This is a genomic window from Paenibacillus pasadenensis (genome assembly GCF_002864175.1).
Taxonomy (GTDB): Bacteria; Bacillota; Bacilli; order Paenibacillales; family Paenibacillaceae; genus Paenibacillus_O; species Paenibacillus_O pasadenensis.
On sequence record NZ_NFEZ01000001.1, the window covers coordinates 611,979 to 638,623 of the forward strand.

Genomic DNA, 26,645 nt, shown 5'->3' on the forward strand with positions numbered 1-26,645 from the left:
GCAGGCGGTCCCATACGCCGGCCTTCCCCTAGGGAGGGCCGGTTTTTTTTATGTCCGCGCAAGGTCCAATTTCGGTTCTAGAAGCATCGGGAGTCCTATTTTCAGCCAATTGGGACGGAATTCCGGCTTAGGACTTGGCCATAAAGAATATCTGCCCGACCCCCTCATATAATGTACCAAACTTACAAACAGTCAAGGAGGCGGGAACGTGCACGATTACATCAAAGAGCGGACCATCAAGATCGGCCGGTGCATCGTGGAGACCAAACATACGGTGCGTACGATCGCCAAAGAGTTCGGGGTGTCCAAGAGCACGGTGCACAAGGATCTGACCGAGCGGCTGCCGGAAATCAACCCGGACCTGGCCGATCAGGTGAAGCACATCCTCGAGTACCATAAGTCCATCCGCCACTTGCGGGGCGGGGAGGCCACCAAGATCAAGTATAAAAAAAGCACCAAGCGGCGCGAGGTGCTGGCGGCCGGGAAACGCTAATTTTTTTCAACAAAATCAGAGGAAAAACGAGGTTTTCAGCGAATAATGGGTAATGGGCTTCCACACTATTCGTTAGGGGACTTCGGACGTTATGCTGAGCAAGGATATCGGAATCGATCTGGGCACCGCCAACGTGTCCATTCATGTAAAAGGGAAGGGCGTCGTGCTTGACGAGCCCTCTGTCGTCGCCGTTGAGACCGACACCCGCCGGGTGCTGGCGGTCGGCGACGAAGCCTATCGGATGGTCGGACGGACGCCGGGCAACATCGTGGCGATCCGTCCGCTTCGCGACGGCGTCATCGCCGACTTCGAGATTACCGAAATGATGCTCAAGGCGTTCATCGACCGCATCGGCGGGCGGAGCTGGTACAGCCGCCCGCGTATTCTCATCTGCGCTCCGACCAATATCACTTCCGTCGAGCAAAAGGCGATCCGCGAGGCGGCCGAGCGCTGCGGCGCGCGCGAGGTGTATATGGAGGAGGAGCCGAAGGCGGCGGCGATCGGCGCGGGCATGGACATCTACCAGCCGAGCGGCAACATGGTCGTCGATATCGGAGGCGGCACGACGGACGTCGCGGTGCTGTCGATGGGCGACATCGTCACGTCGGCATCCATCAAGGTGGCAGGCGACACGTTCGATTCGGACATCAGCCGCTACATCAAGGCGAAGTACAAGCTTCTGATCGGAGAGCGGACAAGCGAGGAGATCAAGATTCGCATCGGCTCGGTGCATTCCGGCGCGCGCAACGACGCGATCGACATCCGGGGCCGCGACATGGTGACCGGATTGCCGCGCACGATCAGCATCCATTCCGAGGAAGTGCGCGAGGCGCTGTCGGACTCCGTGGCGGCTATCGTGGCCGCGGCCAAGACGGTGCTGGAGCAGACGCCGCCGGAGCTGTCGGCGGACATCATCGACCGCGGCGTCATCCTGACGGGCGGAGGCGCGCTGCTTGACGGACTCGACCTGCTCATGGCGGACGAGCTCAAGGTGCCGGTGCTGGTCGCCGAGGATCCGATGCACTGCGTCGTCAAAGGGACGGGCTACATGCTCGACCACCTGGACCGCATGTCGCGTAAGAAAGCGCGTATCTAGCCCGCTATCAACCCGCCTGATTTTGGCGGGTTGATAGTCGGGAGCCCGCCAACCCGCCTGATTTTGGCGGGTTGATAGTCGGGAGCCCGCTAGCCCCCCGCCGTGTCCTAGGCGGGGGCCGGCGCTCGCTTGGCCGCTGCCGGAAGCAGCGGCTTTTTTGGCGCGTCCGCATCGGGGCTGCCGAACTATTCCGCCAGCGCTTGCCGGGACTCATCGCAGGCGGAATGCCGGCAAGTGGGCATCCAGCCCTATTCACAAGTCCTGGCGGCATGCCGATATAGACGACAGCAGAACACCCTCAAGGAGGCTCCTCCATGATCAGAGGCTTATATACCGCCGCGGCGGGCATGATCGCCCAGCAGCGCGTCCATGACACGGCGACGACCAACATCGCGAACCTCAATACGACCGGCTACAAAGCCTCCCATGCGCTGAACCGCTCGTTTCCCGAAATGCTGCTGTCGATGAGCGGCAAGAACGACGAGCCGGTCCGCCGGATCGGACGGCTCAGCACCGGCGTGCTCGCCGAGGAAAGCATCGCGCTGCAGGTCCAGGGCGACCTCAACAAGACGGACAAGCCGTCCGACTTCGCGATCCTCTCGGAAATCCAGGTGCCGGGCGTCACGTTCGACGCTTCCGGCAAGTCCGTCGCCGAGGACGGCACGGTGACGTATCGGCCGCAGGCTTACTTCACGGTGCTGAATGAGCAGGAACAGACGCGCTACACGCGCGGCGGAGAGTTCCACCTGACCGGAGAAGGCGCGCTCGTGACCTCCGACGGCTCGCCGGTGCTGGGGGCCGGAGGGCAGCCGATCGCCTTCGAGCCCGGCACGAGCCTGGACTCGCTGAAGCTGGACGGCAGCTTCCGCTTCGTCGACGCGACGGGAGCGCCGACGGGCCAAGCGCTGCTTATCACGCAGGTCGATCGGGTCGCCGATCTTGTCCGCGAGGGCGACGGCAAGCTGCGGCTTGACGGCGAGGGCGGCGCCGCGCCGGCGCAGCCGGGAGCGGGCATCGAGGTGCGGCAGGGCTATGCGGAGCGCTCGAACGTCGATCCGACGCAGACGATGCTCGATCTGATGGGCGCGATGCGCGCCTACGAAGCCAACCAAAAGGTGATCCAATTCTACGACAAGAGCCTGGAAAAGGCCGCCAACGAGATCGGCCGAGTGTAAAGGAGGGATGACCGGTGAACAATTCCATCATCAATGCGACGGTGTCGATGAGCGCGCTGCAGCAGCGGCTTGACCTGCTCGCCGAAAATATGGCCAACGTCAATACGGCCGGCTACAAGCGCAAGGAAGCGACCTTTCAGGACCTGCTCACGAACGCGAAGCAGCAGCCGGAGGCATTCCGCCGCGAGGGCCGCGTCGGTCCGCTCGGCTACAATCAGGGCTGGGGCGCGCGCTTCATCCAGATGGGGCCGGACATGACCCAGGGCAGCCTCAAGGAGACGGGGACTTCGACCGATCTGGCCCTCGAAGGGAACGCGCTTTTTGTCGTCGCGTCCGATGATGCCGGCGGCCGCGGCTACACCCGCAGCGGGGCGTTTCAGTTGACGGTGACCGGCCAGGGTGATACGATACTCGCGACAGCGACCGGGTATCCGGTCCTGGGTCAGGTGCCCGTGCAGACGGCGAACGGCGTCGTATTGCGCGAGGGCCCGATTGTCGTGCCGGAGGGCGTATCGCTGCAGATCAGCCCGGAGGGCGTCGTCGACGGCGTTCGCGCCGACGGCAGCCGGACTCGCCTCGGACAGCTGTCGCTGGTGCAGCCGACGCGTCCCGAATCGCTCGTCGCCGCAGCCGACAACCTGTTCGCCGTCGCCGCAGGCACCGATGCCGCCGACGTGCTGACGCCCGTCCAGGCGGGAGAGGGCGGCGCCGTCGCCGTGCGCCAAGGCTTCATCGAGCAGTCCAACGTAGACCTCGTGGAGGAGATGACCGAGCTGCTGAGCGTGCAGCGGGCCTATCAGCTCAGCGCGCGTGCGCTGACCTCTGCCGACACGATGGCCGGACTGGCCAACAATATGCGCGCTTGAGCCTTTCCTCCTGCAGCATGACGGGCGGGAGAGGGGCTCTGCCGCGCCGTCAAGGATGATGATCATGACCAACGATACTCAGGCTTCGTCGATGGGCGGAGCGCCGTCCCCGCGGGAAGGCGAGAAGAGCTCGTCTGCATCCGCAGGCGGCGCGGCGCGCCCCAAGGAAAAGCAAGCCGCGGCGTCCTCGGGCAAGCCGCGCAAGAAAAGCCGTTTTACCGCCTGGTGGTTCGCGCGCAAGCTGATCGTGCTCGCGCTGTTCGCCGGCGCGCTCGTAGGCGGTCTTTACCTCGGCTTTGTCACCGTAGGCGGAGGCAGCATGTCGGATGCGTTCGACATCGCGACCTACAAGCATATTTACGACCTGATCTTCTCGGATTCCTAGCCGGACCGGTTCCTTCGCGGAGCCGGTTTTTTGCACATCCGTCGGGAACCGGGGAGCCGTGCGCGAGGGCGCTGGCGGCAGCAGCCGGGCATGAGAAAAGGGACGAAGCCGAGATCATCTCGGCTTCGTCCCTTTTTTAGTGAAGCGGCCCGAAGGGCGGATGGGATCGAAGCGGCAGTGCCGCCTCGGAGTCCGATTTATTTGACCGTAACGCGCGCGGTGACCGACTTGCCGTCGAAGACGGCTTTGATCGTCGCCGTGCCTTTGGCGACGGCGCTCACCGTGCCGCCCTGCGTGACCGCTGCGGAGCTTTCACGGCTCGAGGACCAGAGGGAGGCTGCAGTTACTTCCTCATACGTTCCGTTGTCATAAAAGGCTTTCAGCTTCAGCTGAGCCGAAGCTCCCGGAGCAAGCTTGAGGCTTTTTTCGGAGAGCACGAGGCTCTTGAGCTTCGGCTTGACGGACAGCGATACGGTGACGCTCTTGCCTTGGTACGTGCCCGTCAGCTTGGCGCTGCCGAGCTTGAGCGCCTTGATCGTGCCGCGCTGCACGCTCGCGACAGCCGAAGCGTCCGTGCTCCAGTCCATTTTGGCCGCCAGGGAGACGGTAGAGCCGCTCTTGTACGTGCCGGTCACCTTGACCGTCTTGCTGCGGTTCGGATTGAGCGTGAGCGAGGACGGATCGACCGTCAGCTTGACGATCTCCTCCTCGATCGTTACCGGGAACGAGACGGTCTTGCCGAGGTAGGAGGCGGTCAGCGTCGTCTTGGCGCTGGCGAGGCCGCGCATCGAGTCCTCCAGCACGAGCAGGCTGCTGCCGGAAGCTTTCCAGACGGCTTTGGCAGTGACATCCTCTTCCTCGCCCGTCGTGTAGGTGATGGTGAGCTTCGGCAGCCCGACCGTCTTGCCGATGACTAGCGACAGGTTCTTCGTCTCGGACAGCAGGGCGAGCGGCTTGGCATTCACCTCGAACGGCAGCTCGACCGACATGTCGCCGAGCTCGGCCTTGAGCACGGCGCTGCCGCTCTTGCGCGCGATCCACTTGCCGTCCTTGATCTCCACGATATCGGAATCGCTGGACGTCCATTTGACGAGCTTCGTGACGCTGAACTCCGCGTCGTCGAGGCCGGCGGCGGTGATGGACGGCAGCTCGCGCGTCTCCTCGACGATCGCGGACAGCTTCTCTTCTGCTGCCTTGATGCGGACGGCGGTCGGATAGACCGTCACCTTGAGCGAGCGGCTGACGCCCTTGTATTCGGCCTTGATCGTCGAGGATCCGGCCGCCTTCGGCGTGACGAGTCCGCCGTCCGCGGTCGCCGCGTACAGGTCGGAGGACGTCCATGCCGCGAGCGCCGTCACGTCCTCGGCGCTGCCGGACGCGCTCGGGATGGAGGCGGACAGCTGCACGGGCGAGTCGGAGAGCAGCAGGTGCAGCTCGGCGGACGGAGACAGCTTGAGCACTTCATACGGCTGGCGCACGACGGCCTGCACCGTCGCGGTTACGCCGTGCAAGGAGACGGAGATCGTCGCCGTGCCGGGACCGACCGGCGTCAGGACGCCGTCCTTCTCGGCCTTCACGACCGTCGGAGCGGAGCTGCTCCAGACGGCCTTGGACGTGACGTCGAGGCTGGCTCCGCCGTCCTTCGGCTGGGCGGTCGCGCTCAGCCGGGCCGGGCTGCCTCCCGTCTCGAGCTCGACGAGCGACGTTTCGGAGAGCTCGATCGCCTTGTAAGGCGATTCGGCCGTCAGCGTCAGCGAGGCGGATACGCCGCGGTAGGAGGCCTTGATCGTCGTCGTGCCCGCGGACAGGATCTCGATTTCGCCGTCCTTGACCGTGGCGACGGCGGCGCTGGAGCTCGTCCAGTCGGCGTCCTCGGTCAGCTCGGTCGTCAGGCCGTTCTTGACGCCGAGGACATCGAGCTGAAGCTTGTCGCCGACGGCCGCCTCGAGCTTGGACGGGGCATTCTCGCCGCCGCGCTGCAGCTGCAGCTTGCTGTACGGATATTCGACCGTGACGGCCACGCTGGCGGAGTAGCCGCCGAACTTGCCGGTAATCGTCGCCTTGCCGGAGGCGACCGGCGTCAGCACGCCTCCGCTCACTTTGACGACCGAGGAGAGCGAGGTCGTCCATACGGCCGAGGACGTGACGTCTTTTTTAGCGGAGGAGCCGGAGTAGGAAGCCCACAGCACGAGCGCGAACGGGTCCTCGCCGTAGGTCAGGGACAGGCTGGAGCCGGCGTCGAGCGAGACGGAGGTGACGGCATCCTCGGCATGGGCCGCAGGGGCCAGCAGGGAGAGGGCCAGGACGGCCGCCAGCAGCAGCGACAGCAGCGTGCGGCCGCGCGGTGTAGCGTGTCGGGTCAACGGTAGACACTCCTTTTGAGTCGGGATTTTCGTCGGAATATACTAGTTAACGGCATATCGATGCGGAAAATGTAGGCAAAGGCTGGAAAATAGGAAGGGCGGCGGTTTTTTTTTCATTCGCCGGGAGGTATAATAACGGGGGCATGGCTAGGTCCCGAGGGTGACCGAACAGCCTCCGGAATCGACAAAAAGGACAAGCCCTTCGCGGATGTTCGTCCGGCGCGGGCCTGCCCTTATCTCAACCCCTGCGACCTGCAGGCTCGCGGGGGACAGTTCTAGTCTGGCCCGAAGCGGAGCGTTCCATGCGGATGCGGCCGCCGGGCCGGCGATACTATTTCCTCCGGGAGGAGACCCACAACTTGCTGAATATCAACGAAATCATGGACATCATTCCGCATCGCCAGCCCTTCCTGCTGATCGACCGCATCCTGGAGGTAGAAGAGGGCAGACGCGCCGTCGGCCTCAAGAACGTGACGATGAACGAGCCGTTCTTCGCCGGACACTTCCCGGGCTTCCCCGTCATGCCGGGCGTGCTCATCGTCGAAGCGCTCGCCCAGGTGGGCGCGGTCGCGATCCTCAAGCTGGAGGCCAACCGCGGCAAGCTCGCGATGTTCGCGGGCATCGACGAATTCCGCTTCCGCGGGCAGGTGACGCCGGGCGACACGCTGCGGCTCGAGGTGGAGATCACGCGGCTCAAGGGCATCGTCGGCAAGGGCAAGGCGACCGCCAGCGTCGATGGCAAGGTCGTGGCCGAAGGCGGCATCATGTTCGCGCTGACGGACCCGAGCTGATCCCGGCGAGGACGGCAAAACCATTCGGATAGGAAAATCGTCTTAGCGGGTGGACACTCCGCCCGCGGACGCCATACATAGACAAGGGAGAGATCAACGGATGTCCGTAACCGCAATCGCGACCGAACGCTATCATGCCTGGCTGAGCGATCCGCTCATCGACGAGGCGACGAAGGAAGAGCTGCGCGGCATCGCCGGCGACGAGAAGGAGATCACCGACCGCTTCTACCGCGATCTCGAGTTCGGCACGGGCGGCCTGCGCGGCGTCATGGGCGCCGGCACGAACCGGCTGAACGCCTACACCGTCGGCAAGGCGACCCAGGGACTGGCCCAATGGCTGCTTGCCCAGACGGATTCTCCGTCGGTCGTCATCGCCCACGACTCGCGCAACAACTCGCCGGAGTTCACGCTGGACGCGGCGCTCGTGCTGGCCGGCAACGGCATCAAGACGTATCTGTTCCCCTCGCTGCGGCCGACGCCGCAGCTGAGCTTCGCGGTGCGGGATCTTGGCGCGAGCGGCGGCATCGTCATCACGGCCAGCCATAACCCGCCGGAGTACAACGGCTACAAGGCGTACGGTCCCGAGGGCTGCCAGCTCGTCCCGCATGAGGCCGAGCAGGCGATCGCGGCGATCGGCCGGGTCGGCAGCTTCGCCGAGATCAAGCGGATCGGCCGCGAGGAGGCCGAGGCCAAGGGCCTGCTCGTCTGGCTCGGCGCCGCCGACGACCGCCGCTTCATCGAGGCGGTGGCGGCGCAGAGCCTGAACCGCGATCTGCTGAAGCGCGGCGCTGGCTCCGATCTCAAGGTCGTCTTCACGCCGCTGCACGGCACGGGCAACCATCCGGTGCGGGAGGCGCTGGCCGAGATCGGCCTCTCGAACGTGTCCGTCGTCCAGGAGCAGGAGCAGCCGGACGGCTACTTCAGCACCGTCAAAAGCCCCAATCCGGAGGAGCGCGAGGCGTTCACGCTCGCGATCCGGCAGGCGCAGGAGCAGGATGCCGACCTGATCATCGGCACCGATCCGGACGCCGACCGCGTCGGCGCGGTCGTCAAGAACAATCGCGGCGAGTACGTCGTGCTCACCGGCAACCAGTCCGGCGCGCTGCTCGTGAACTACGTGCTCAGCCAGCTCAAGGAGCGGGGCCAGCTGCCGGCGAACGGCGTCGTCGTCAAGACGATCGTGACGAGCGAGATGGGCGCGGACATCGCCAAGGCGCATGGAGCGGACGTCATCGATACGCTGACCGGCTTCAAATACATCGGCGAAAAGATGACCGAGTTCGAACGGACCGGATCGCATGCATTCCTGTTCGGCTATGAGGAAAGCTACGGCTACCTGACCGGCATGTACGCCCGCGACAAGGACGCCGTCGTCGCCGCCATGCTGATCGCCGAGGCGGCCGCTTATTACAAGCATCAGGGCAAGACGCTGTATGATGTGCTGCTGGAGCTGTACGACGAGTACGGCACCTATCTGGAGGGGCTGGAGTCGCGTACGCTCAAGGGACTGGACGGCGTGCAGAAGATCGGCGCCATCATGGACAGCTTCCGTTCGGCGCCTCCGGCAGAAGCGGGCGGCGTCAAGATCGCCGAGGTGCTGGACTACAGCATCGGCCTGGACGGCCTGCCCAAGGAGAACGTGCTCAAGTACCTGCTCGAGGACGGCTCCTGGTTCACGCTCCGCCCTTCGGGCACCGAGCCGAAGATCAAGGTATACTTCGCGGTGCGCGGCGAGTCGCAGCAAGCGGCGGGCGAGGCGCTGGACGCGCTCCGCTCCTCCGTCATGGAGCGCGTCGACGCGATGGCTTGAGGCGGCTGGCTCGCGAGCCGGGCAGATGCAGCCGATATAGATCGAACAGCCGCAGGGCGGGAGCGAGAGACGCCCCGCCCTGCGCGCCATAGAGGAACATGCAGTCAAGGGAGCGAGTGGACAAGTGTTGAAATGGCAGCAATGGAATCGGGGAGCCCGCAAGGTGCTGTGGGTGCTGGCGCTGGCATGCGTCGCCCTGTCGATGCCGATCGGAGCGAGCCGATGGCAGATGGAGAAGACCGCCGATACGGTGGAGTACGTATTCGATTATTCCGATCTGGTGCTGGTGGCCTCCTATCAGGCCAAGCCGGAGGAATTCATGAGCGCCGAGCTGGAAAAGCTCAAGGCCGCGGGCGTCGGCACGATGTCCGTATTCGAAAGCCGGCTCGACGAGCTGGAGATGGCCGGACGGCTCGGCTTGTACAGCGAGGCCGAAGCGGCGCTGCTGCAGAACAAGCCGGTTCCGGCCGATCGGAACTTCACCTACCTGCTGTTCGAAGGCGAAACGGAGCAGGCGGCGCTCGAGCCGATCATCCGCGCCCGCTTCGAATCGTCCGGCATCCGCGTGGACTCCTGGTCGTTCGACGGCCTCGCGGGGCTCGTGCTGGAGACGCCTTTGTCCGACGCGGTGCTCAAGACGATGGAGCCCGATCCGCTGGCGCTGGATCGGCTCACCCAGGCCGGCTTCCATCTGCTGCCGCGCCTGTCCGACCGGATTCCGTACGACCAGCAGCAGGCCGACGGCATGCTTGCCCGGTTCAAGGAGCTCGGCGTCACGCGCATCCTGTTCGACGGCAACGCCGTCAAAGGCGCGGCGGAGCAGGCGAACCTGCGCAGCCTCGACGGCTTCGCCGAGCTGCTGAACAAGTACGGCATCGGCCTGTCCGCGATCGAAAATCTCAAAAAGCCCCAAGAAGGGCTGAATACGCTTGCGTATAAGACGCACTATAATGTAGCGCGGCTCTACTCGTTGTCCGACAAGGATGCGGCTGCGCTCAAGCCCGATGTCATCGTGGACCGCTTCCTGCTGGCGGCCAAGGACCGCAACATCCGGATGTTCTACCTGAACGCCGCGCCCTCGGCCAACCTGGACAAGGGCATGGTGACCAACCCGCTCGACAATCTGTATGCCTCGATCGGGGGCAAGGACGGAGCGGTGCAGACGCTGGACCGCTCCGGCTTCCCGTCCGGTCAGGCGACGGCGTTCGAGCGCGACCAGCCGTCCTGGCACAAGGCGCTCAAAGGGGCGTCGGCGCTTGGCGCCGTCAGCTTGATCGCGCTGCTTGCAGGCGCGTTCTTCGGCGGATTGACCATTCCGGTGTTCCTGCTCGGCCTTGTCGGAAGCGCCGGCCTGTACGTGCTCAACAGCTCGCTGATGGAACAGGGCCTGGCGCTCGGAGCGGCGATCGCCGCTCCGACGCTGGCGATGGTGTGGGTCATCAATCGCATTTACGCCCATACGGACGGTCCTCGTCGCCCGGTAGGCGGCGAATGGAGCTCATCCGGCTCGGAGGCGACCTTCCAAGTGTCGCCGTGGAGCGCGATGCTCGGCGGCCTCAGCCAGCCGGGCACCCGCTGGGTGTTCCACGGCCTTTCCGCCGGCAGGAGGCTGTCGATGGCGCTCGCCATGTTCGTCGTGGCGACGCTCATCTCGCTGCTTGCCGTGCCGATCGTCGTCGGCCTGCTCAACAACATTACGTACAGCCTTGTCCTTCAGCAGTTCCGGGGCGTCAACCTGCTGGCCCTGGCGCCGATGGCGCTGACGGCGGCGTACCTGTTCCTGTTCACCGGGGGCAGCTTCTGGACGAGCCTGCGCCGCCTGCTCAGCCTGCAGATCACCATTCTGTGGATCGCGGCGGCGGCTGTGCTCGGCATCGTCGGCCTGTACTACTTGTCCCGGACAGGCAACGGCGGCACGGCGCCGGGCTTCGAGCTCGTCTTCCGCAATCTGCTGGAATCGACGTTCGGCGTGCGTCCGCGGACCAAGGAATTCCTGCTCGCTCACCCGCTCATGCTCCTCGGCCTGTTCCTGGCGCTTCGCTATCGGGCGGCCTGGGTATTGCTTGTTGTAGGAGCGATGGGCCAGCTGTCGATGGTCGGCACGTTCACCCACATCCACACGCCGCTGCCGATGTCGCTCATCCGCGTGCTGCTCGGTCTCGGCCTCGGCGCGATCATCGGGCTGGCGCTGATCGCCGCCTGGCAGATCGGCGAAGCGCTGTACCGCAAGCTGCGCAGCCGCGGAAAGGAGGCCACCCTTCATGGCTGAGATCCGGCAGGCAGGCGGCTCGCCGACATTCCGTATTGCCATTTCGGGTTATTACGGATTCCGCAACAGCGGCGACGAAGCGGTGCTGAAGTCGATTCTGCTCGCGCTTGAAGCAGAAGGACGCGAGCAGGGCGTCCGCATCGAGCCGGTCGTCCTGTCGGGGGACCCGGCCGCGACCGAGTCGATGTACGGCGTGCAGGCCGTCGGCCGCATGAGCCCGACTGGGCTGCTGCGGACGATCGCCGGATGCGACGGGCTCATCAGCGGCGGGGGCAGCCTGCTGCAGGACGTAACGGGCAGCAAGACGATTCCTTATTATGCCGGCATCCTCAAGCTGGCGCAGCTGCTCGGCAAGCCGACGTTCATCTATGCCCAAGGCGTCGGCCCCGTGCTGAACCGCCGCATGGACGGCCTCATCCGCCATGTCATGACGCGCAGCGCCTATGTATCCGTGCGCGATGCCGAATCCGCCGAGCTGCTCGGCCGGATGGGCGTCCCGCGCGAGCGGATCGGCATCGTGCCGGATCCGGTCATGGGGCTGCCGCTGCCAGCCGGCGCGGCGGACGCGGCGAGCGGCGGGGCGGACGACCGCACGCCTGTGGTCGGCATCTCCCTGCGCCGCTGGCGCAAGGACGGCGCCGACCTCGCCCGCGCCGCAGAGGCGCTTGGCGAGCTGGCGCGCCGCCGCCCGGTTCGTCTGCGCTTCCTGCCCTTCCATGTGCCGGCGGATGCGGAGGCTTCGCTCGAGACGATCGAGCGGCTCGGCGAGCTCGGTCCGGGCAGCAGCGCCGAGCTTGCCGAGCCCGGCGACGATCCGCAGCGGATGCTGCTCGAGGTGAGCCGCTGCGACCTGCTGGTCGGCATGAGGCTGCATGCTCTCATCTACGCCGCCGGCCAGCGGGTGCCGATGCTCGGCATCAGCTACGATCCGAAGATCGACCAGTTTCTCGCCAGGCTCCAGGAGCGCCCGGCTGCGACGACCGAGGCGATGGACGCTTCTGCATTCGCGGATGCAGCCGAGCGGCTGCTGGACGGCTCTGACGCCTGGCGAGCCGACAAGGCTCCGCTGATCGACCGGCTGCAGCGCGAGGCGGCCTGGCCCGCGCAACATATCGTCCGCCATTTGCGTCAAAAAGCGAAGAGGTGAAGGTTCGACCCATGTCGACGAATATAGACTCGAACAACAAAATAACAGCGTCCCCGGCTGCCGGGGCCGAGGATGCCGATCCGCCGAGCGGCGCGGCGCTTCAATCCGACGCTCCGGAAGCGGTCCGGCTCGCGGAAGCGATGGAGGACGCTACGGATGCGACCGAGTGGCTGGAGAGCCGGCTCGTGCCGAAGGTGTCGATCTACGGCGTGCCTTTCTCCCGCATGGGGATGGACGAGACGGTCGAGTATCTGACCAACCGGATCGAGGCGGGGCGGCCTTCCCAGATCGTGACGGCCAATCCGATCATGGTGATGATGGGCTTGGAGGATCCGGCCTTTCACCGGATGCTCCGCGAGGCCGATCTCGTCGTGCCGGACGGCGCGGGCGTCGTCTGGGCGGCCGGCCATGTCGGCCAGCCCGTGCGGGAGCGGGTGCCGGGCTTCGATCTGATGCACCGTCTTTTCCTCGAGGGAGAAGAGCGGGGCTGGACGGCCTACCTGCTCGGCACGACGCAGGAGGTCATCGACGAGGCCGCGGCCAAGCTTGGGGAGAAGTACCCCGGCACCCGCATCGTCGGGACCCATCACGGCTTCTTCGGCGAAAAGGAAGACCCCGACGTCATCGCACGCATCCGGGCGGCCCGTCCGGACATGCTGTTCGTCGCCCGCTCGGCGACGACGCAGGAGCCGTGGATCGCGCGCTACAAGCAGGAGCTCGGCGTTCCGCTCGTCATGGGCGTTGGCGGCAGCTTCGACATCATCGCCGGGAGGCTCAAGCGGGCTCCCGTCTTCATGCAAAAGCTGCGCCTCGAATGGTTCTATCGTCTGCTGCAGCAGCCGACGCGGTTCCGGAGAATGCTCGTCTTGCCGCAATTCGCTTTAAAAGTGATCCGGGACAAGGAAAAGGTGACAAAACCCTACGAACTTCGATAATTCACCGATATTCGCTGTGAAATGACCGAATATTGGGGTTGGTGTTTCTTTTTCATGCGAGTTATAATTCATTCCGGTGAACTTAAGGGGAGTTGAATTCGAGTGAATGCCACAATGCTTTATATAACGGGATTTGCCGTCGCGCTCGTTCTGGCGCTAGGACTGACGCCGCTCGTCAAGCGCTTCGCCTTCAAGGTCGGCGCGATTGACAAGCCGAATGCGCGCAAGGTCCATACTCGCATCATGCCGCGTCTGGGCGGCCTCGCCATCTTCTTGGCGTTTATCGGCTCGTTCTTCATCGTGCTGCCGTTCATTCCGGACGGCTTGCTGAGCGCGTATGACCGCAACCTGATCCGAGCCATGCTGGCGGGCGGCACGATCATCGTGCTGACCGGCGCGCTCGACGACCGCTTCGAGCTGTCGGCCAAGGTGAAGCTGCTGCTGCAGCTTGTCGCCGCCAGCGTCGTCGTCTTCGGCTTCGGCGTCAAGATCGACTTGCTCAACATTCCGTTCGGCCAAAGCATGCAGGAGATCTCGGGCTGGATCAGCATCCCGCTGACGATCTTCTGGATCGTCGGCGTGACCAACGCGATCAACCTGATCGACGGCCTCGACGGCCTCGCCGCAGGCGTGTCCGGCATCGCCATTACGACGATCCTCGTCATGGCGTTCGTGCTCGGCTTCGAGCCGATCATCCTGATGAGCTGCCTGCTGCTCGGCGGCATCCTCGGCTTCCTGGTATTCAACTTCCATCCGGCCAAGATTTTCATGGGAGATTCCGGCTCGCTGTTCCTCGGCTTCATGCTGGCGACGCTGTCGATGATCGGCTTCAAGCAGGTCACCGTCGTCTCCCTGATCACGCCGCTGCTCATCATCGGCGTGCCGATCGCAGACACGTTCTTTGCCATCATCCGCCGCTGGGTCAACAAGCGGCCGATCTTCGCGCCCGACAAGGGCCATCTGCACCACTGTCTGCGCGAGCTCGGCTTCAGCCATCGCAAGACCGTCCTCATCATTTATGGGGTGGCCGCCTTCTTTGGCTTCGCGGCGATCGTGCAGTCCACTTTCGTCCAATCTCACGCAGCCAACTGGGTGACGTTCGTCGTCATCAGCCTGCTCGTGTTCTTCATGCAGATTGGCGCCGAGCTGATCGGCATCGTCGACAAGTCCAAGCGGCCGCTGCTGAGCTTGCTGGCCCGCATGAGGCTCAAGCCCGACCAGCAGCGCGGCAAATAGCCTTCATTAGAATCGAAGCCTGTCCTTCCACGCGGAGGGACAGGCTTTTTACTATCTTCATGATAATAGAAGTTATCGTAAATCCGGCGCGCTCCTAACAATTTTCCAGTCATGGTCCGATAAATAACGTACACAAATTCCTATGCAACAGTATGGAGGAGGCTTCCCGTGTTCAAACGATTCAGCGCCATGGTCCTCATGCTGGCCCTCGTGGTCCAGCTGCTGCCGGTACTGCCTGCCCGGACGGCTGATGCGGCCGCGACCGGCTATTTCACATTCCCGAAGGAGACGAGCAGTTCGCTCAATCCCCGGGTGACGACGAACGGCCGCGTCAATCTGGAAGGCTCGGTCAGCAACATCGATCCGACGAGCATCACGTACAGCGTCCTGCAAATTGTGAACAACAAGAATACAGAAGATCCCGCCGACGACCAGATCGGCTCCAAGACGGAGAACGTCAAGGGCGGCATCTACCTGACCGGCTATAATCTGACGGCGAACAACATTGAACTATACTCCGGCCTCAACCGGATTACGTTCAAGGGCCTGCAGGGCGGCGCTGAGGTGTCGACCTCCATCTACATCATGTACCATGACGGCCCGGTGTTCTACAACCTGGCCGCTCGCCTGGACGGCAGCACGTTCCCGATGAAAGAGAACGCGACGACGGTCGTCTCCTCCGGAGCTTCGCGCGGCCGGACTTCGGCCGACATCGCCATCACCGGCAACGCGCCCAATGCGCAAAAGGTGACGATCGAGGTGAACGGCTCGAGCCGCAGCTACAATGTCTCCGCGACAAACAACTACGAATTCACGCTCTCGCCTTTGACGGTCAAAAAAGGCAAGAACCTCGTCACGATCAAGGTGACGAACAACAACCAGACCGTGGAAACGACGCGCGAGATCGCGTTCTACAACGGCGAGGTGACGTTCTATGACCTGAACCTCAACGAGCTGAACGGCACGACGATTACGAACAGCGCGGCGCTGGAATACTCGCCTGATTTCGGGACGAGCAAAGCAAATTCGCCAGCCGACCTCAGCGTGACGGGTACGGTCATTGTGCCGAACAACAAAAAAGTCGTGAACGGCGTGACGGTGCCGAATCCGGACCCGACGCAGCCGATTCAAATTACGCCTCGTCTGGATGGGACGGCGGCCGCGCCGGTCAATGCGATTCCGACTGTCAGCGCGGGCGGCTTCAGTCCAGAGGATGCCTTCTTTATTTATAAGGTCGACATCAAGCTCAGCCAGCTTCTATCCAGCTTCAGCTATGACCGCGCCTACTACCTCTCGCTGGAAGCGCTGAATACGGTCGCAGGCGAGTCTCAGGGCGTGTACAACCTCAAGTTCACGCTGCGCGACTCCTTGGCTCCGTTCATCAGCGAGATCAACTACATTCCGAACTATAAAACGACACAGGACCGCAACAATGAGAGCAAGCCGCTCTCGGGCGTGAATATCTACGACACGCCGCTGGCGGTCGAGGTGCTGATCGGCAACACGTCAGACACGACGCTTCCATTGACGGTATCCAAGATCACAGATATCAACGGCAACACGACGGACTATGAGTTGACAGGCGCAGTTCAACCGATCGATACGACACAGACCTATTCGACGACGGTAACCAAGACCGTCAACGGCGTTAACAAAACGTTCGTACGCAAGATTCTTGTCTTTACGAAGCTTCCCTATGAAGGAACGCAGACGGTCACGTTCAAGCACGACGCCAGCGCAACCGGCTCGGTCACGTTCAACATGCTGTTCGGACCGTTCCTCAAGTACGACAGCATCTATGATACGATGAAGATCGACTACGATTCGACCAAATTAACACAGCTCGATACGATCGTTTCCACGACGCTCAAGAACTTTGCTGCCACGCTGACCAACCTGAACGATCTGACGGACATTCGCTATGCTCCGGCTGGCGGCAAGCCGCAGACGATGTTTTTCTATATCAACAATGCCCCGATCGAGATCCAGCAGAATGGGGCGGTCAACTCGTTCCAGGCGACAGCAAACGGGATCGCGGCGGCCAAGGAGATCATGAAGTCCGCCGGCGCCTTCAATCTGAAATTCGTCTACAAGGGAAGCAAGAACAATTATGAGAACTCGATTACTATTTTCCTGAACCAAGTCAACCTCCCGGTCATTCCGGTCGAGGCCGACAGCATCTATCCGTACAGCAGCGACCTGCCGGCTCCGCTGGCCAATGATCCGAACTTCCCGAAATCGGGCAGCGTGTTCACGACGAAGGAACCGTATATGAACCTTCACGGCACGTTTGATTTCATCGATCTTGGAACGAGTTTGTCCGATGCGACAAATGCGCTTAATGGAACAGGCAGCACGATCGATAAGAGCAAATTCATCTTGAAGATCGAAGGCAGCAACATGAGCAGCCCGATCGTCTGGACGCTGGCTAGGGAGCTTCGCGTCATTGATACAGGTCTGCCTAAGGATCAGCAGACGGTTGGAACGATCAACACCGGCAATACCATCCCGGAGATTCCGAAACAAGGCGAGCGCGTGCCGAAGCTCGTCGTCACGTACGACCTCAAGACGCAGACATTCTCTTGGGTGCTGTCCAACCAGTACCTGAGCAAGGACGGCACGTCCAGCGTCTACAACTTCTACGTCTACAACAACGGCGAAGCCGGCGCGCGCGCCAGCTACCGCCTCGAGGTCGATCCGACGGCGCTGCCGTATAAAATTCTGCGCCCTCTGAACAGCAAGCGCATCGTCAACCAGAACTTCGTCGAGGTCATCATCGACGCGCCTAGCGCCAAGACGGTCACGGTCAACAAGCTGAACGCGGAGAAGATCGCCTATGACGCGGACAACGACGGCACGATCGACTACACGACCGCTTACCGCGTCGTCATCAGCGGGCTTAAGTCGGGCAAAAACGACCTGAAGTTTACGATCGCCAACGAGAACGACTCGATCAACGGCACCGTTACCGTCACTTACGCGCCGACGAATATTCCTGGCGCTGGCTTCATGGAAGAAATGAAGAGCTCGCACAAAATGTTTGAAGGCGAGCTGCAGCTGACCTTCCCGAAATCGACGACGCTTATCCGCCGCGACTACAACGTGCCGGAGAAGCTCAAGAACCAGGTGTTCACCGGCCATCGCCTGCTGTTCGGCATCGCCAACCCGACCGACGGCGTCGTCGACCGGCATGAGTTCGAAGTGCCGCCGGCCAACTTCGACCTGATTCTCGAGAGCCTCGGCAATATGTTCGAGAATACGTTCTCCACCAACTTTAACAAGGCGGGCAAGGTATTCTGGATCGACGCCGGCATGGCGGATGACCCGCAGACGGACAGCGTCAACGACCCGCTCACCTACGGCATCGATCCGTACCAGTATCCGACGGCGGACTTGCCTTCGTATGTGGATCGTCCGATCAACCGCGAGCTGGTGACGTCCAAAGAAGGCAGCCTGACGTTGTCGTATGACGCCAATATCGTCGATGCCAACGGCACGTTCATCACCGTGTTCCACTTCGATCCGAAAAAGCCGGAATGGGTCAACCTGGGCGGCGTTGTCGACACGAAGAAAAACACCGTGACCGTACCGTTCAAGGAATTCGGCTATTACGTCGTCGGACAGCTGAAGTATTCCTACCTGGACATCACGTCGCATCCTTATGCGCGCAACTACCTGGAGGCAATGTATGCCAAAGGCTTCATGAATGCGGCGGGGCTCGATGAGTTCGGCGCCAGCCTGTATACGTCGCGCGGCGAATTCGCCACGATGATGGTCAAGGCGCTCGGCGTACAGCTCAATTACAATACCGATCCTTCCAAGCGGCTGTTCAACGACGTCGGCGTCGAGAGCACCGCGCTGTGGGATTACCGCTACATTGAGACGGCGTTCAACGAAGGCTATATCCGCGGCAAGGCGCCGAAGACGTTCGAGCCGACGAGCAACCTGACCCGCGAGGATGCGGCCGTCATCCTGGCCAGGGCCCTCAAGCTCAAGCTGGAGACCGATCCGGCCAAGATCGAGAAGGCATTGCAGAAAGCGTTCAAGGACTACAGCGGCATCGACTATTACGCCCGCGCCTCGGTCCTTGCGATCTACCAAAAGGGCTATATTCAAGGCTCTCCGGTAGACAGCACCAATCCGAAGAACGGGTATGTGTTCGAACCGAAATCGAACCTGCTTCGCTCCGACTCGGGCATCATTCTCGGAAAAGTGCTGGTCGGCCTGAAACGACTGCCGAAAATCAATTAGATTAAATACAAGCAAATGAGCGGAGAGTCGTAAATAAGACAAGCTCATTTGCTTTTTTTATACATCTTGTGAATGTGGCAATCTATTTGGTTCCTGAATCTGGAGATGGGAAGTCAAATAAAAATTATGATTTTGATTCTAAAATATTTCATCCCAATAATACTCTCATACAGGCAGACGATCATGGTGCAGGAAATGATTATGTTATGTATTTGAGCAATCTCGCACCAAGTGAAACTGTTTATTGGAGGGTAAGAGGGCATACAACAAATGGTTTCTCGAGTACTCAGAGTTACCTTAAATGGATTGGAATTACTAGATTGTGAATGAAATCAAGTTTTGTTCTAATGGCATACAAAAAGCAAGAGAAGCTGCGAGAATAGTAGTTTCTCTTGCTTTTTGTGTGCTTGGCAGCACAATAAACTAACGAGGCACACCGTAACGCTTTTAGCGAACACCTATCTTCACCCGCTGGACCATTCTCGGACATGAATCCGAACCGGGAAAACGAACGACGCCATCGGACAAGGTGATGACGAAATTCAAAGAACGGTTGAAAGCTCTCAGGTACGAGTTCAGCTCCTTGTTGGCATAGGTAAACCTTTGGGTTAATCGATAAACTATCTAGGTTTTTTGGATGGTCGAAAGTCATTGGATTGATAAGTTAAAATTTTGATGAATGCGAAAATGGTAACATCTCATATTTCTTCATGAAAATACAAAGTTCCCGCTGGTTCCTTTGCGATACTTGGGAATTCTGAATCATAACAGAGATCAAGAATGGTAAATGGGGCTTATTCACATATAAATATAAATAATGTAATTTTGTATAAACCATATCCTTTTGAATGGAAGAAGGATCGCATTATTCCATCCAAAGGATGGGGGCTAATATTAAATCAATTCAGGAGGTTATTGTGAAAAAACTAAAACTGCTAGCACTATCAGTTGGGTTGGCCACTTTATCTTTTGCTGGAAGTGCTTCTGCAACTCCAGGTTTCGCCGATGATGGTTACAGTGCTCATTTCCTTCCTCCTAATCAATTTTTCTCTGGGAAAATTACTAGTTATGGTGACGAGGACTGGTTTCAATGGTTTAACTATACCGGTAGCCCAGTTAATTTGACTGTCTTTCTAGCAAATGGAAACGGTGACGGTACCCCAAGTAAGAATTTTGATTTTGATTTTAGAATCTATAGTCCAAACAATACTCCAGTTTCTCCTCTAGATAATGGAGCTGGAAATATAGATACAATGAGTGTTACAGGACTGCCGCCGGGATACACTATTTATTGGAACGTTAAAGGCCATTCGCCTAATGATTATTCGAGTACGCAGGAATATCTGACATGGTTATCTATTAATTAGATGAAAAATCAATTTAGGCTCCTCTGGGTTAGCTTTAGCTAACCCAGAGGAGCCTAAATTGTGAATAGACGTAAAGTAACAGATCAGTTGGCGACTTTTTTAGAATGAGGCCACCTTCTCGCTTGGTATTGTGAGTTTTAGTTAATTCACTCTATCAAACCTTTTTTGATTCTCAAGATGAGATTTGGCTGCATTCAACCGACTCCTCAAATGGGTTTAGATTGACTTGAGGCATGTTGAGTAGTCGAGTTTAGAAATCTTTAATTCATGTAAGCGCTCAACGCACATGGCGTTATTTAAGAATCTAAATTTAAATGATTTCGTTACCGACAGATGTAAAAGGGGCTAATTCAAAGAAGTCAAAGGATATTTTCAGGCTAAACTAGATGGTAAGAAGTATGAGGCCAATCTTCGACAGATTCCGAGGGATGGAAAAAGTTTCGAGTCGACGGAGCCAGGTTAACCAAGTTATACTAGGAATGCAGCCAAGAAGTACGCATCAAGGCAATACATAGCAAAACAACAGGCAAGAAAAAGAAAAAAAAGTTCCGACGGCTCGCAACTTTTCGAAACGCCCTGCGTTTAAGTACATGGAGTCGCACAGAACGGAATCCAAAGATGGCAGGGAAGCCCGTCCGGAACATCAATTCCTTTTGCTCCGGTAACTCCGATGGAAATGGAACATATTCTCATCTCCCTCTTTACTGCCTCTACTAGCCCATTGTATAATGGTTTAGTGGTTTGACAGGCTTCCATTATTTTCTACTTGATTTTACGAGTTTCTGCGACATGTTTTCACACGTGTCTACAGCATGAAGCAGACATTTTTCTATATTATACTGCTCCCACACTCTGGGAAGGGGGTGACACAACAGATGAGTACAAAGAGCACTCATAGTTCTACCAAACACTCTCACATACTTAAGCAAGTTAGAGGAGGAGACAAAAAGGTTATGAAGAAAAGTTTATCCCTGGTCGTTACTGGCGCACTCGTAACTTCCGTATTCGCAAGCTCCGCTTTCGCGGCTGAACTGTCCCCACAACAGAAATTCGACGCTCTGAAGCAAGCGGGCATCCTGACGGGCTATCCGGACGGAACGGCCGGCCTGACGAAGAACATCACGCGCGCTGAGTTCTCCAAAGTCCTCGTTCTGCTCAACGGCCTGACGGAAGACGCCGCTGCAGCCAATTACAAGGACGTAGCAGCAACTCACTGGGCGAAAGGCTTCATCGGCGCTGGCACGAAAGCTGGCTACCTGAACGGCCTTGGCAACAACCTGTTCGGACCTTCCCAGTCCCTGACGGTTGAGCAAGTAGCCAAAACGCTCGTTATCGCAGCAGGCCTGACGCCTAAAGCGGACGCAGCTGTTTCCGGCGCGGTAAGCGCTTGGGCAAAAGGCTACGTAGCAGCTGCTATCGAAGCCGGCCTGATCGATTCCGCCGCTTCTTACAAAGTAGCCGCTACTCGCGGTCAAGTCGTTGAAGCAATCTACGACCTTTCGGATGCAGCTGTATCCGTCAAGTCCGCTGTTGCTGTCGACGCTACGAACATCGAGGTTACTTTCTCCGACAACCAAGTCGTGAAGCACGCGCTGACGACTCCACTGGAAGTTGGCAAAGAAACGACGGTTTCCGTTTCCTACAACGGCAAATCCTACGATGTTAAAGTTACGCTTCAAGCTGTTAAAGCAACGGAAGCGGCTCAATCCGGCGCCAAAGCAATCACGGTTAAATTCAACCGCGCGCTGACGGCTACGGAAAAAACGTATCTGGATGGCGGCTACACGCTGAAATCCAACCTGTCCACGTTCCCTGTGACGGCTAAATACGCTGACGACAACAAATCCGTTGTTCTGTCCGCTGTATATCTGCCGGTAGGCGACTACACGCTGACGGTAAAAGGCACGGACGCTCCGTTCGCGGTTAAAGTTGCTGCAAGCGTAACTTCCTCGATCGAAGTAACGTCCCCTGCTCTTCAACTGGCTGACAATGTCGATCTCGGCGTTAAAGTCTACAACCAGTTCAAAGAGGATGTAACGGCTACGACTAGCACTTACATCACGGCTGTAAACACGACGAAGACGAATGCTGCTCTTACGGTTACAGGCGGCAAGGTCAACCTTAAGACGGCTGGAGCTGCTTCTGGCGATAAAGTCCTCGTGACGGCATTTGTCCCAGCTACGGGTCTTAGCACGAACAAAACCATTCCGGTCGTAACGGGCTCGACGGCCACTGTCCTGGAACTGGGCGAAGTTCAGCCGCTGGCTGGCAAAGCTCGTATCTCCGCTGGCGAAACGGGTCTTATCGTTCCGCTGACTCTGAAAGATGCAAGCGGTCAAGCGCTGACGCTCACGGCTGGCGATATCGACTTTAAAGCCGGCGTTGCAGCTGATACGTACACGAGCTGGAAAGAAAAAGACGGTCTGATCTTCTACAACAGCGACAACCGTGTTGTTGAGAAAATTACCGTGGACAGCAAAGGCGTTCTGAAATTCACAGCTAAAGCTGCCGGCTCCACGACGCTGACGGTTAGCAACCCGAGCGCCGGTCTTGCTAAGTCCATCGTTATCACCGTTGCAGGCAACTCGGTTGTGAAAGATATTCAACTGGGTGCACCAAGCTCGCTGGTCGTAGCCGGTGAAGAAGTGGTCTTCCCGTTCGTAGCTACCGATATCTTCGGTCAAGAAGTTAAAGGTACGGCTCTGAGCACGGACCAAATCGACATCTCCGGTGCAAACATTGCTGAAGGATACCCTAAGGTGAACGCTAAGGGCGAGCTCGTCCTGAAGTTCACGAAAGATGGCTACTCCTACCTGGTTGCTCGTGGCAAAGTCGCTACCTCCGTACCTTCTACGCTTGGCGTGACGGTTCAAAAAGCTTCTAATGTCGTAGGCGTAAACGGCATTAAAGATGTCGTAACGACGCTGGAAGACAATGCTACGGTTACGCTGAAAGGCGATAACATCGTACTGGTTGATAACTATGGACGTACGAAGACGGCAACAGCTGCAGAAGCAGCCTATGATGTTGTCCTCTCCGAACAATCCGAAGCGAACCTGCTGAGCTACAACAAAGCAACAGGCGAACTGAAAGCCGCTAACGGCAAATCCGGTTCGGCAAAAGTGACGATCTCTTCTGGATCCGCTGAAGTATACACCTTCACGGTAACGGTTGTTGATTCCGCTGACGTCAAATCCTTCTCGATCGATTCGATCGGTGCAGCATTTGCAGCTAAGACGGCTGGAGCTTACTCCAAGACGATCAAACTGTCGGGTAAAACGGCTTCCGGCGAAGCAGTCGCACTGGCTAAAGCTTCTGCTGACTTCGTAACCAGCTCCGAGCCTACTGTGCTGAAAGTTGAGTCTGACTTTGCACTTACAGGTCAAAAAGCGGGTAAATCGACGGTTACTGCATATGTGGGCAACACAGCTGTAGCAACGCAAGAAGTGACTGTTTCCGAAGATGCTCCAGTGGCTAAAGAAGTAACGCTGAAGCAAAACGGCAACAAAATCACGGCTACGGTTAAAGACCAATATGGCATCGCGATCAGCCCAATCGGATACTTCTCCTCCTCGACGCCTTCGCTGGTAACGGTTGATCAAGCTGGCAACCTGTCCCCAGTCGCTGGTAAAAAAGGAACGGCTGTTATCACGTACACGACGAGCAACAACGTGTCCGGTACGATCACGGTTGAAATCGGCTAATCTAAGGCCTCATCCCCAAAGAGCAAGCAGGATTCCCTGCTTGCTCTTTTTTTGTTGCACAAAAGTTGGAGCAAGCGGTAAATAACAGAAACAAAGGAGACTCTCTCTGCGTCTAAATGCTATATGGATTCAGGAGGGTATGACGACGTGAAGCATAACTGGATGAAAAGCGGATTGACCGCATTGACTGCAGCAGGCTTGCTGCTGGGCGGTACGATAGCGGAAAGCGGAATGCAAGTAGCCTATGCAGCGAAGAGCGTTACGCTGTCGGGACAAGCAGTTGGCTTGACGGGAGGCTCGCTGAGCATAAGGGACGCCCATTTCCTCATGCAGGACAAGGGTAAAGTGTTAGCCTATACGGTCGTGATCACGAATAAAAGCTCGAAATCTATGGATCTGCTGGATTACTGGATTCGTGTAAAATCCAAGTCAGGCAAGTCTTTCAAGGCTACGGTCGTTGAAGGAGACAAGGAGAAGACATCCGTTCCTGCCAACAGTACGCAATATATGACTTATTATGCGGTCGTCGATTCAGCGACCAAGCTTACGGATCTATCCTTTGACATCATCAAGTGGGATTTCTCTTCCTCCAACTATGAAAAAAGACTGGGCACGATTTCATATCCTTCCCAAGGCACCGACAGGATCGCAGCCTTTCAGCCAGGCGTCATGCTATACGGCAGCGGCAAGCTCAAAGGAGCGGTCAAGCAAGCCTACATATCCAAAGACAAGGACAATGGCTATGTCACCGTCAATTACTTGCTTGAGAATGTAGGACAACAAGTGATTGACTTATCCAAGCTGACGTTCAACATTCAGACGGAAAGCCTTTCGGTCTATAACGTTTCATCTCCCAGCCTGGAAACGATGACGATCCAGCCGAGAGAGAGGAAAATCATTACGCTTCGTTCGACGCTTCCTTTAGCTGTCGTCGCAAAGCCGCTGACTCTCGTTCCTTCCTTCAATGACGAGGCGACAAAGCTCAAGCTCCCGACAGGCGTCTTTCAATTGCCGGCGTTGAAAGTGCAGTCCGCTTCGACTGCGGGTCAGCCTCGGAGCATCTATTTAGAGGGACAGCCGGTCACGACGAAAGCCGGAAACGCCATCATCAGCCAAGATGCCGAGGGACAGTCCGTGTCGCTTGAGTTTTCGCTCACCAACACGGGATCGACTGCAGTCGCAGCGGGGGCCTTCGATTTCTATCTTGTGACTGGCAACGGCAAGAGCTATGCTTTGACTTATGCCAAAGAAGAAAACGCGAGCCTGCTGCCAGGGATCGGCAAGTCGTTGGCGCTGACGGGGACGCTGCCTGCGGAAGCAAGTCTGACTGGCGCCGAGCTGGTCATGAAATCGTTGGCGACGGATAAAGAAAAGTCGTATGTCATTGCCTCCTATGCCGTCGAAGCCGCCTCCTTGGAAGGCGGACTGGGAACTGCGTTCAGCTATAAGGATTACAGCATCCAATTGAAAACCGTGACTCGAACTTCCGGAGTCGAGCAGGACAAGCTGGTCGCTGGCATCGCCATTACGAACAACAGCAAGGTTGCGAAGCAGATTCCAGCCCTCGGAGGCTACTTTATGGTCAACGGCGTCAAGATCGGAACCGAGCAGAAAGCGATCGGTCTGGATTCTACGCTTGTACTCGCTCCCGGATCCAGCTACGAGGCTGTCGTGGCCGCAGATATTCCGTACAGTACGTCCATCAGTCAAATCGCCTTTGTCGCTACGGAATCAGCCGCGGACAAGCCAGGCAAGATGCTGTATCAATTTACGGGACAGCAACTGTCGGAGATCCCGGTTATCGGCAATCTCACGGACTACGTCATCTCTGGAAGCGGGCAAAAAGCGACGATCAAGCTTAAACGCAATGCCGTTTATAAAGGCGTAGGCACTCAAACCTTCTATGCGGAGTTCGAGGGAATCAATCAGGAACCGCGAGCAACCGCGATCGCCAAGCTGGGCGGGTACCTGGTCGATAAAAACGGCTTGATCGTACCGGTCCAGTACGCCGAAGTCAAAGAGCGGATTAGTTCGGGAGGCAAGGCACTCGTCTCCGCATGGTCTGCCCTTCCGCGCGCCTTTGACGCTAGCGATTACAAGCTTGTCATCGGACAGGCGATCGGTACGGAGCCCGCCGCTCCACCTGCAGGGGAGAATGGAGGTTCGGGAACGGGCACGAACGCAGGCTCGGTCACCTCTCCGCTTCTGGTCAAGCCGGTTTCGTTCCAGCTCGGACAGACGAACGAGAGTGTGGCGGATCAAGTAAAAGAACTGAAAGTTGGCGGCTTCGGATTGTCGCTGGCTAAGACGAGTGCTTTCTATGATGTCAAAGATATGTACAACGTCGCCGGACTTAAACTGGAGACCGTCTACTCGCTCGGACGAGATGCAACTTATGAGGCCATCGCCGGAACGCATAAAATCAAAGTCGAATTTGTCAATCAGGACACCAATCAGCTCACTTATTCCAAAACGTTTGACCTTGCTGCGGCTTTGGAAGGGTCCCAAGACGAAGTACTGAAAGAGGGTACGGACATTCCTCTCAAAATATTGTTCAATGATCCGGAGATTCAAAACAAAGTCCGCACCAATAGCAAATTCAAGCTTAATATTTATGATGTTTTCCAGGGATCGTCGATTCTGATTGCTTCCCAGGAAATGAACTGGTTCTTGATCAACAATTAATGATTTGAGCGAAGCCGAAAAAGCCGTGCCTGAGCGCGCGGCTTTTCTGCTTGATTCCATCGGGCTCATAGA

General features: G+C 58.5%; 16 protein-coding genes. 15 read left to right on the plus strand and 1 reads right to left on the minus strand.

Annotation, left to right across the window (positions count from 1 at the left end; translation table 11 throughout):
* Positions 1–208 precede the first annotated feature (208 nt).
* From spoIIID to B8V81_RS02715, 5 genes are all read left to right on the plus strand, one after another.
* Positions 209–493 (plus strand): sporulation transcriptional regulator SpoIIID, encoded by a 285-nt coding sequence (gene spoIIID / locus B8V81_RS02695; protein WP_021880270.1) that lies wholly within the window; start codon positions 209–211, stop codon positions 491–493.
* A gap of 91 nt (positions 494–584) precedes the next feature.
* Positions 585–1,589 carry a rod shape-determining protein MreB gene (mreB, locus tag B8V81_RS02700; protein WP_028598981.1) on the plus strand — a complete coding sequence of 335 codons (1,005 nt, stop codon included), beginning with the start codon at positions 585–587 and terminating at the stop codon, positions 1,587–1,589.
* 314 nt (positions 1,590–1,903) lie between these two features.
* Positions 1,904–2,764, plus strand: coding sequence for a flagellar hook-basal body protein (locus tag B8V81_RS02705; RefSeq protein WP_101807628.1), 861 nt, complete (start codon positions 1,904–1,906; stop codon positions 2,762–2,764).
* A gap of 14 nt (positions 2,765–2,778) precedes the next feature.
* The gene (locus tag B8V81_RS02710) at positions 2,779–3,630 is read left to right on the plus strand and encodes a flagellar hook-basal body protein (protein WP_028598983.1); all 852 of its coding nucleotides are present in this window, start codon (positions 2,779–2,781) and stop codon (positions 3,628–3,630) included.
* 64 nt (positions 3,631–3,694) lie between these two features.
* On the plus strand, positions 3,695–4,015 hold the full coding sequence (locus B8V81_RS02715; protein ID WP_164820128.1) for a DNA-directed RNA polymerase subunit beta: 321 nt from the start codon (positions 3,695–3,697) through the stop codon (positions 4,013–4,015).
* 197 nt (positions 4,016–4,212) lie between these two features.
* On the opposite strand, the gene B8V81_RS02720 is transcribed toward B8V81_RS02715, so the two are convergent.
* A complete protein-coding gene (locus B8V81_RS02720) occupies positions 4,213–6,378 on the minus strand; it encodes an Ig-like domain-containing protein (RefSeq protein ID WP_043111317.1) in 2,166 nt (721 codons plus the stop codon).
* 359 nt (positions 6,379–6,737) lie between these two features.
* On the opposite strand from B8V81_RS02720, the gene fabZ reads away from it, so the two are divergent.
* From fabZ to B8V81_RS02765, 10 genes are all read left to right on the plus strand, one after another.
* Entirely contained in the window at positions 6,738–7,169 is a 432-nt protein-coding gene (gene fabZ / locus B8V81_RS02725) for a 3-hydroxyacyl-ACP dehydratase FabZ (RefSeq protein WP_028598984.1), read from the plus strand.
* Between the two features lie 100 nt (positions 7,170–7,269).
* Entirely contained in the window at positions 7,270–8,979 is a 1,710-nt protein-coding gene (locus B8V81_RS02730; RefSeq protein WP_028598985.1) for a phospho-sugar mutase, read from the plus strand.
* Between the two features lie 124 nt (positions 8,980–9,103).
* Positions 9,104–11,248 carry a DUF5693 family protein gene (locus B8V81_RS02735; protein WP_028598986.1) on the plus strand — a complete coding sequence of 715 codons (2,145 nt, stop codon included), beginning with the start codon at positions 9,104–9,106 and terminating at the stop codon, positions 11,246–11,248.
* Positions 11,241–12,395, plus strand: a complete 1,155-nt coding sequence (gene csaB, locus B8V81_RS02740) for a polysaccharide pyruvyl transferase CsaB (protein ID WP_043111318.1) — start codon at positions 11,241–11,243, stop codon at positions 12,393–12,395. Before B8V81_RS02735 ends, csaB begins: the two co-directional genes overlap by 8 nt.
* A gap of 140 nt (positions 12,396–12,535) precedes the next feature.
* On the plus strand, positions 12,536–13,330 hold the full coding sequence (locus B8V81_RS02745) for a WecB/TagA/CpsF family glycosyltransferase (protein ID WP_052333272.1): 795 nt from the start codon (positions 12,536–12,538) through the stop codon (positions 13,328–13,330).
* A 114-nt stretch (positions 13,331–13,444) separates the two neighbouring features.
* Positions 13,445–14,566: a glycosyltransferase family 4 protein gene (locus B8V81_RS02750; protein WP_043111319.1), complete on the plus strand. Its 1,122-nt coding sequence runs from the start codon at positions 13,445–13,447 to the stop codon at positions 14,564–14,566.
* 168 nt (positions 14,567–14,734) lie between these two features.
* Positions 14,735–18,817 carry an S-layer homology domain-containing protein gene (locus B8V81_RS02755; protein ID WP_127464415.1) on the plus strand — a complete coding sequence of 1,361 codons (4,083 nt, stop codon included), beginning with the start codon at positions 14,735–14,737 and terminating at the stop codon, positions 18,815–18,817.
* Positions 18,818–19,734: 917 nt separating this feature from the next.
* Positions 19,735–20,184: a hypothetical protein gene (locus B8V81_RS24675; RefSeq protein ID WP_127464414.1), complete on the plus strand. Its 450-nt coding sequence runs from the start codon at positions 19,735–19,737 to the stop codon at positions 20,182–20,184.
* Between the two features lie 953 nt (positions 20,185–21,137).
* Positions 21,138–23,888, plus strand: a complete 2,751-nt coding sequence (locus tag B8V81_RS02760; RefSeq protein WP_180968360.1) for an S-layer homology domain-containing protein — start codon at positions 21,138–21,140, stop codon at positions 23,886–23,888.
* A gap of 147 nt (positions 23,889–24,035) precedes the next feature.
* Positions 24,036–26,573 carry a hypothetical protein gene (locus tag B8V81_RS02765; protein ID WP_127464413.1) on the plus strand — a complete coding sequence of 846 codons (2,538 nt, stop codon included), beginning with the start codon at positions 24,036–24,038 and terminating at the stop codon, positions 26,571–26,573.
* Positions 26,574–26,645 lie beyond the last annotated feature (72 nt).

Bases quoted from the DNA above. Each gene is read 5' to 3' on its own strand.
- mreB (WP_028598981.1), top strand. From the start codon at position 585: ATGCTGAGCAAGGATATCGGAATCGATCTGGGCACCGCCAACGTGTCC.
- B8V81_RS02745 (WP_052333272.1), top strand. From the start codon at position 12,536: ATGGAGGACGCTACGGATGCGACCGAGTGGCTGGAGAGCCGGCTCGTG.
- B8V81_RS02715 (WP_164820128.1), top strand. From the start codon at position 3,695: ATGACCAACGATACTCAGGCTTCGTCGATGGGCGGAGCGCCGTCCCCG.
- B8V81_RS02750 (WP_043111319.1), top strand. From the start codon at position 13,445: ATGCTTTATATAACGGGATTTGCCGTCGCGCTCGTTCTGGCGCTAGGA.
- B8V81_RS02730 (WP_028598985.1), top strand. From the start codon at position 7,270: ATGTCCGTAACCGCAATCGCGACCGAACGCTATCATGCCTGGCTGAGC.
- csaB (WP_043111318.1), top strand. From the start codon at position 11,241: ATGGCTGAGATCCGGCAGGCAGGCGGCTCGCCGACATTCCGTATTGCC.
- B8V81_RS02705 (WP_101807628.1), top strand. From the start codon at position 1,904: ATGATCAGAGGCTTATATACCGCCGCGGCGGGCATGATCGCCCAGCAG.
- B8V81_RS02760 (WP_180968360.1), top strand. From the start codon at position 21,138: ATGAAGAAAAGTTTATCCCTGGTCGTTACTGGCGCACTCGTAACTTCC.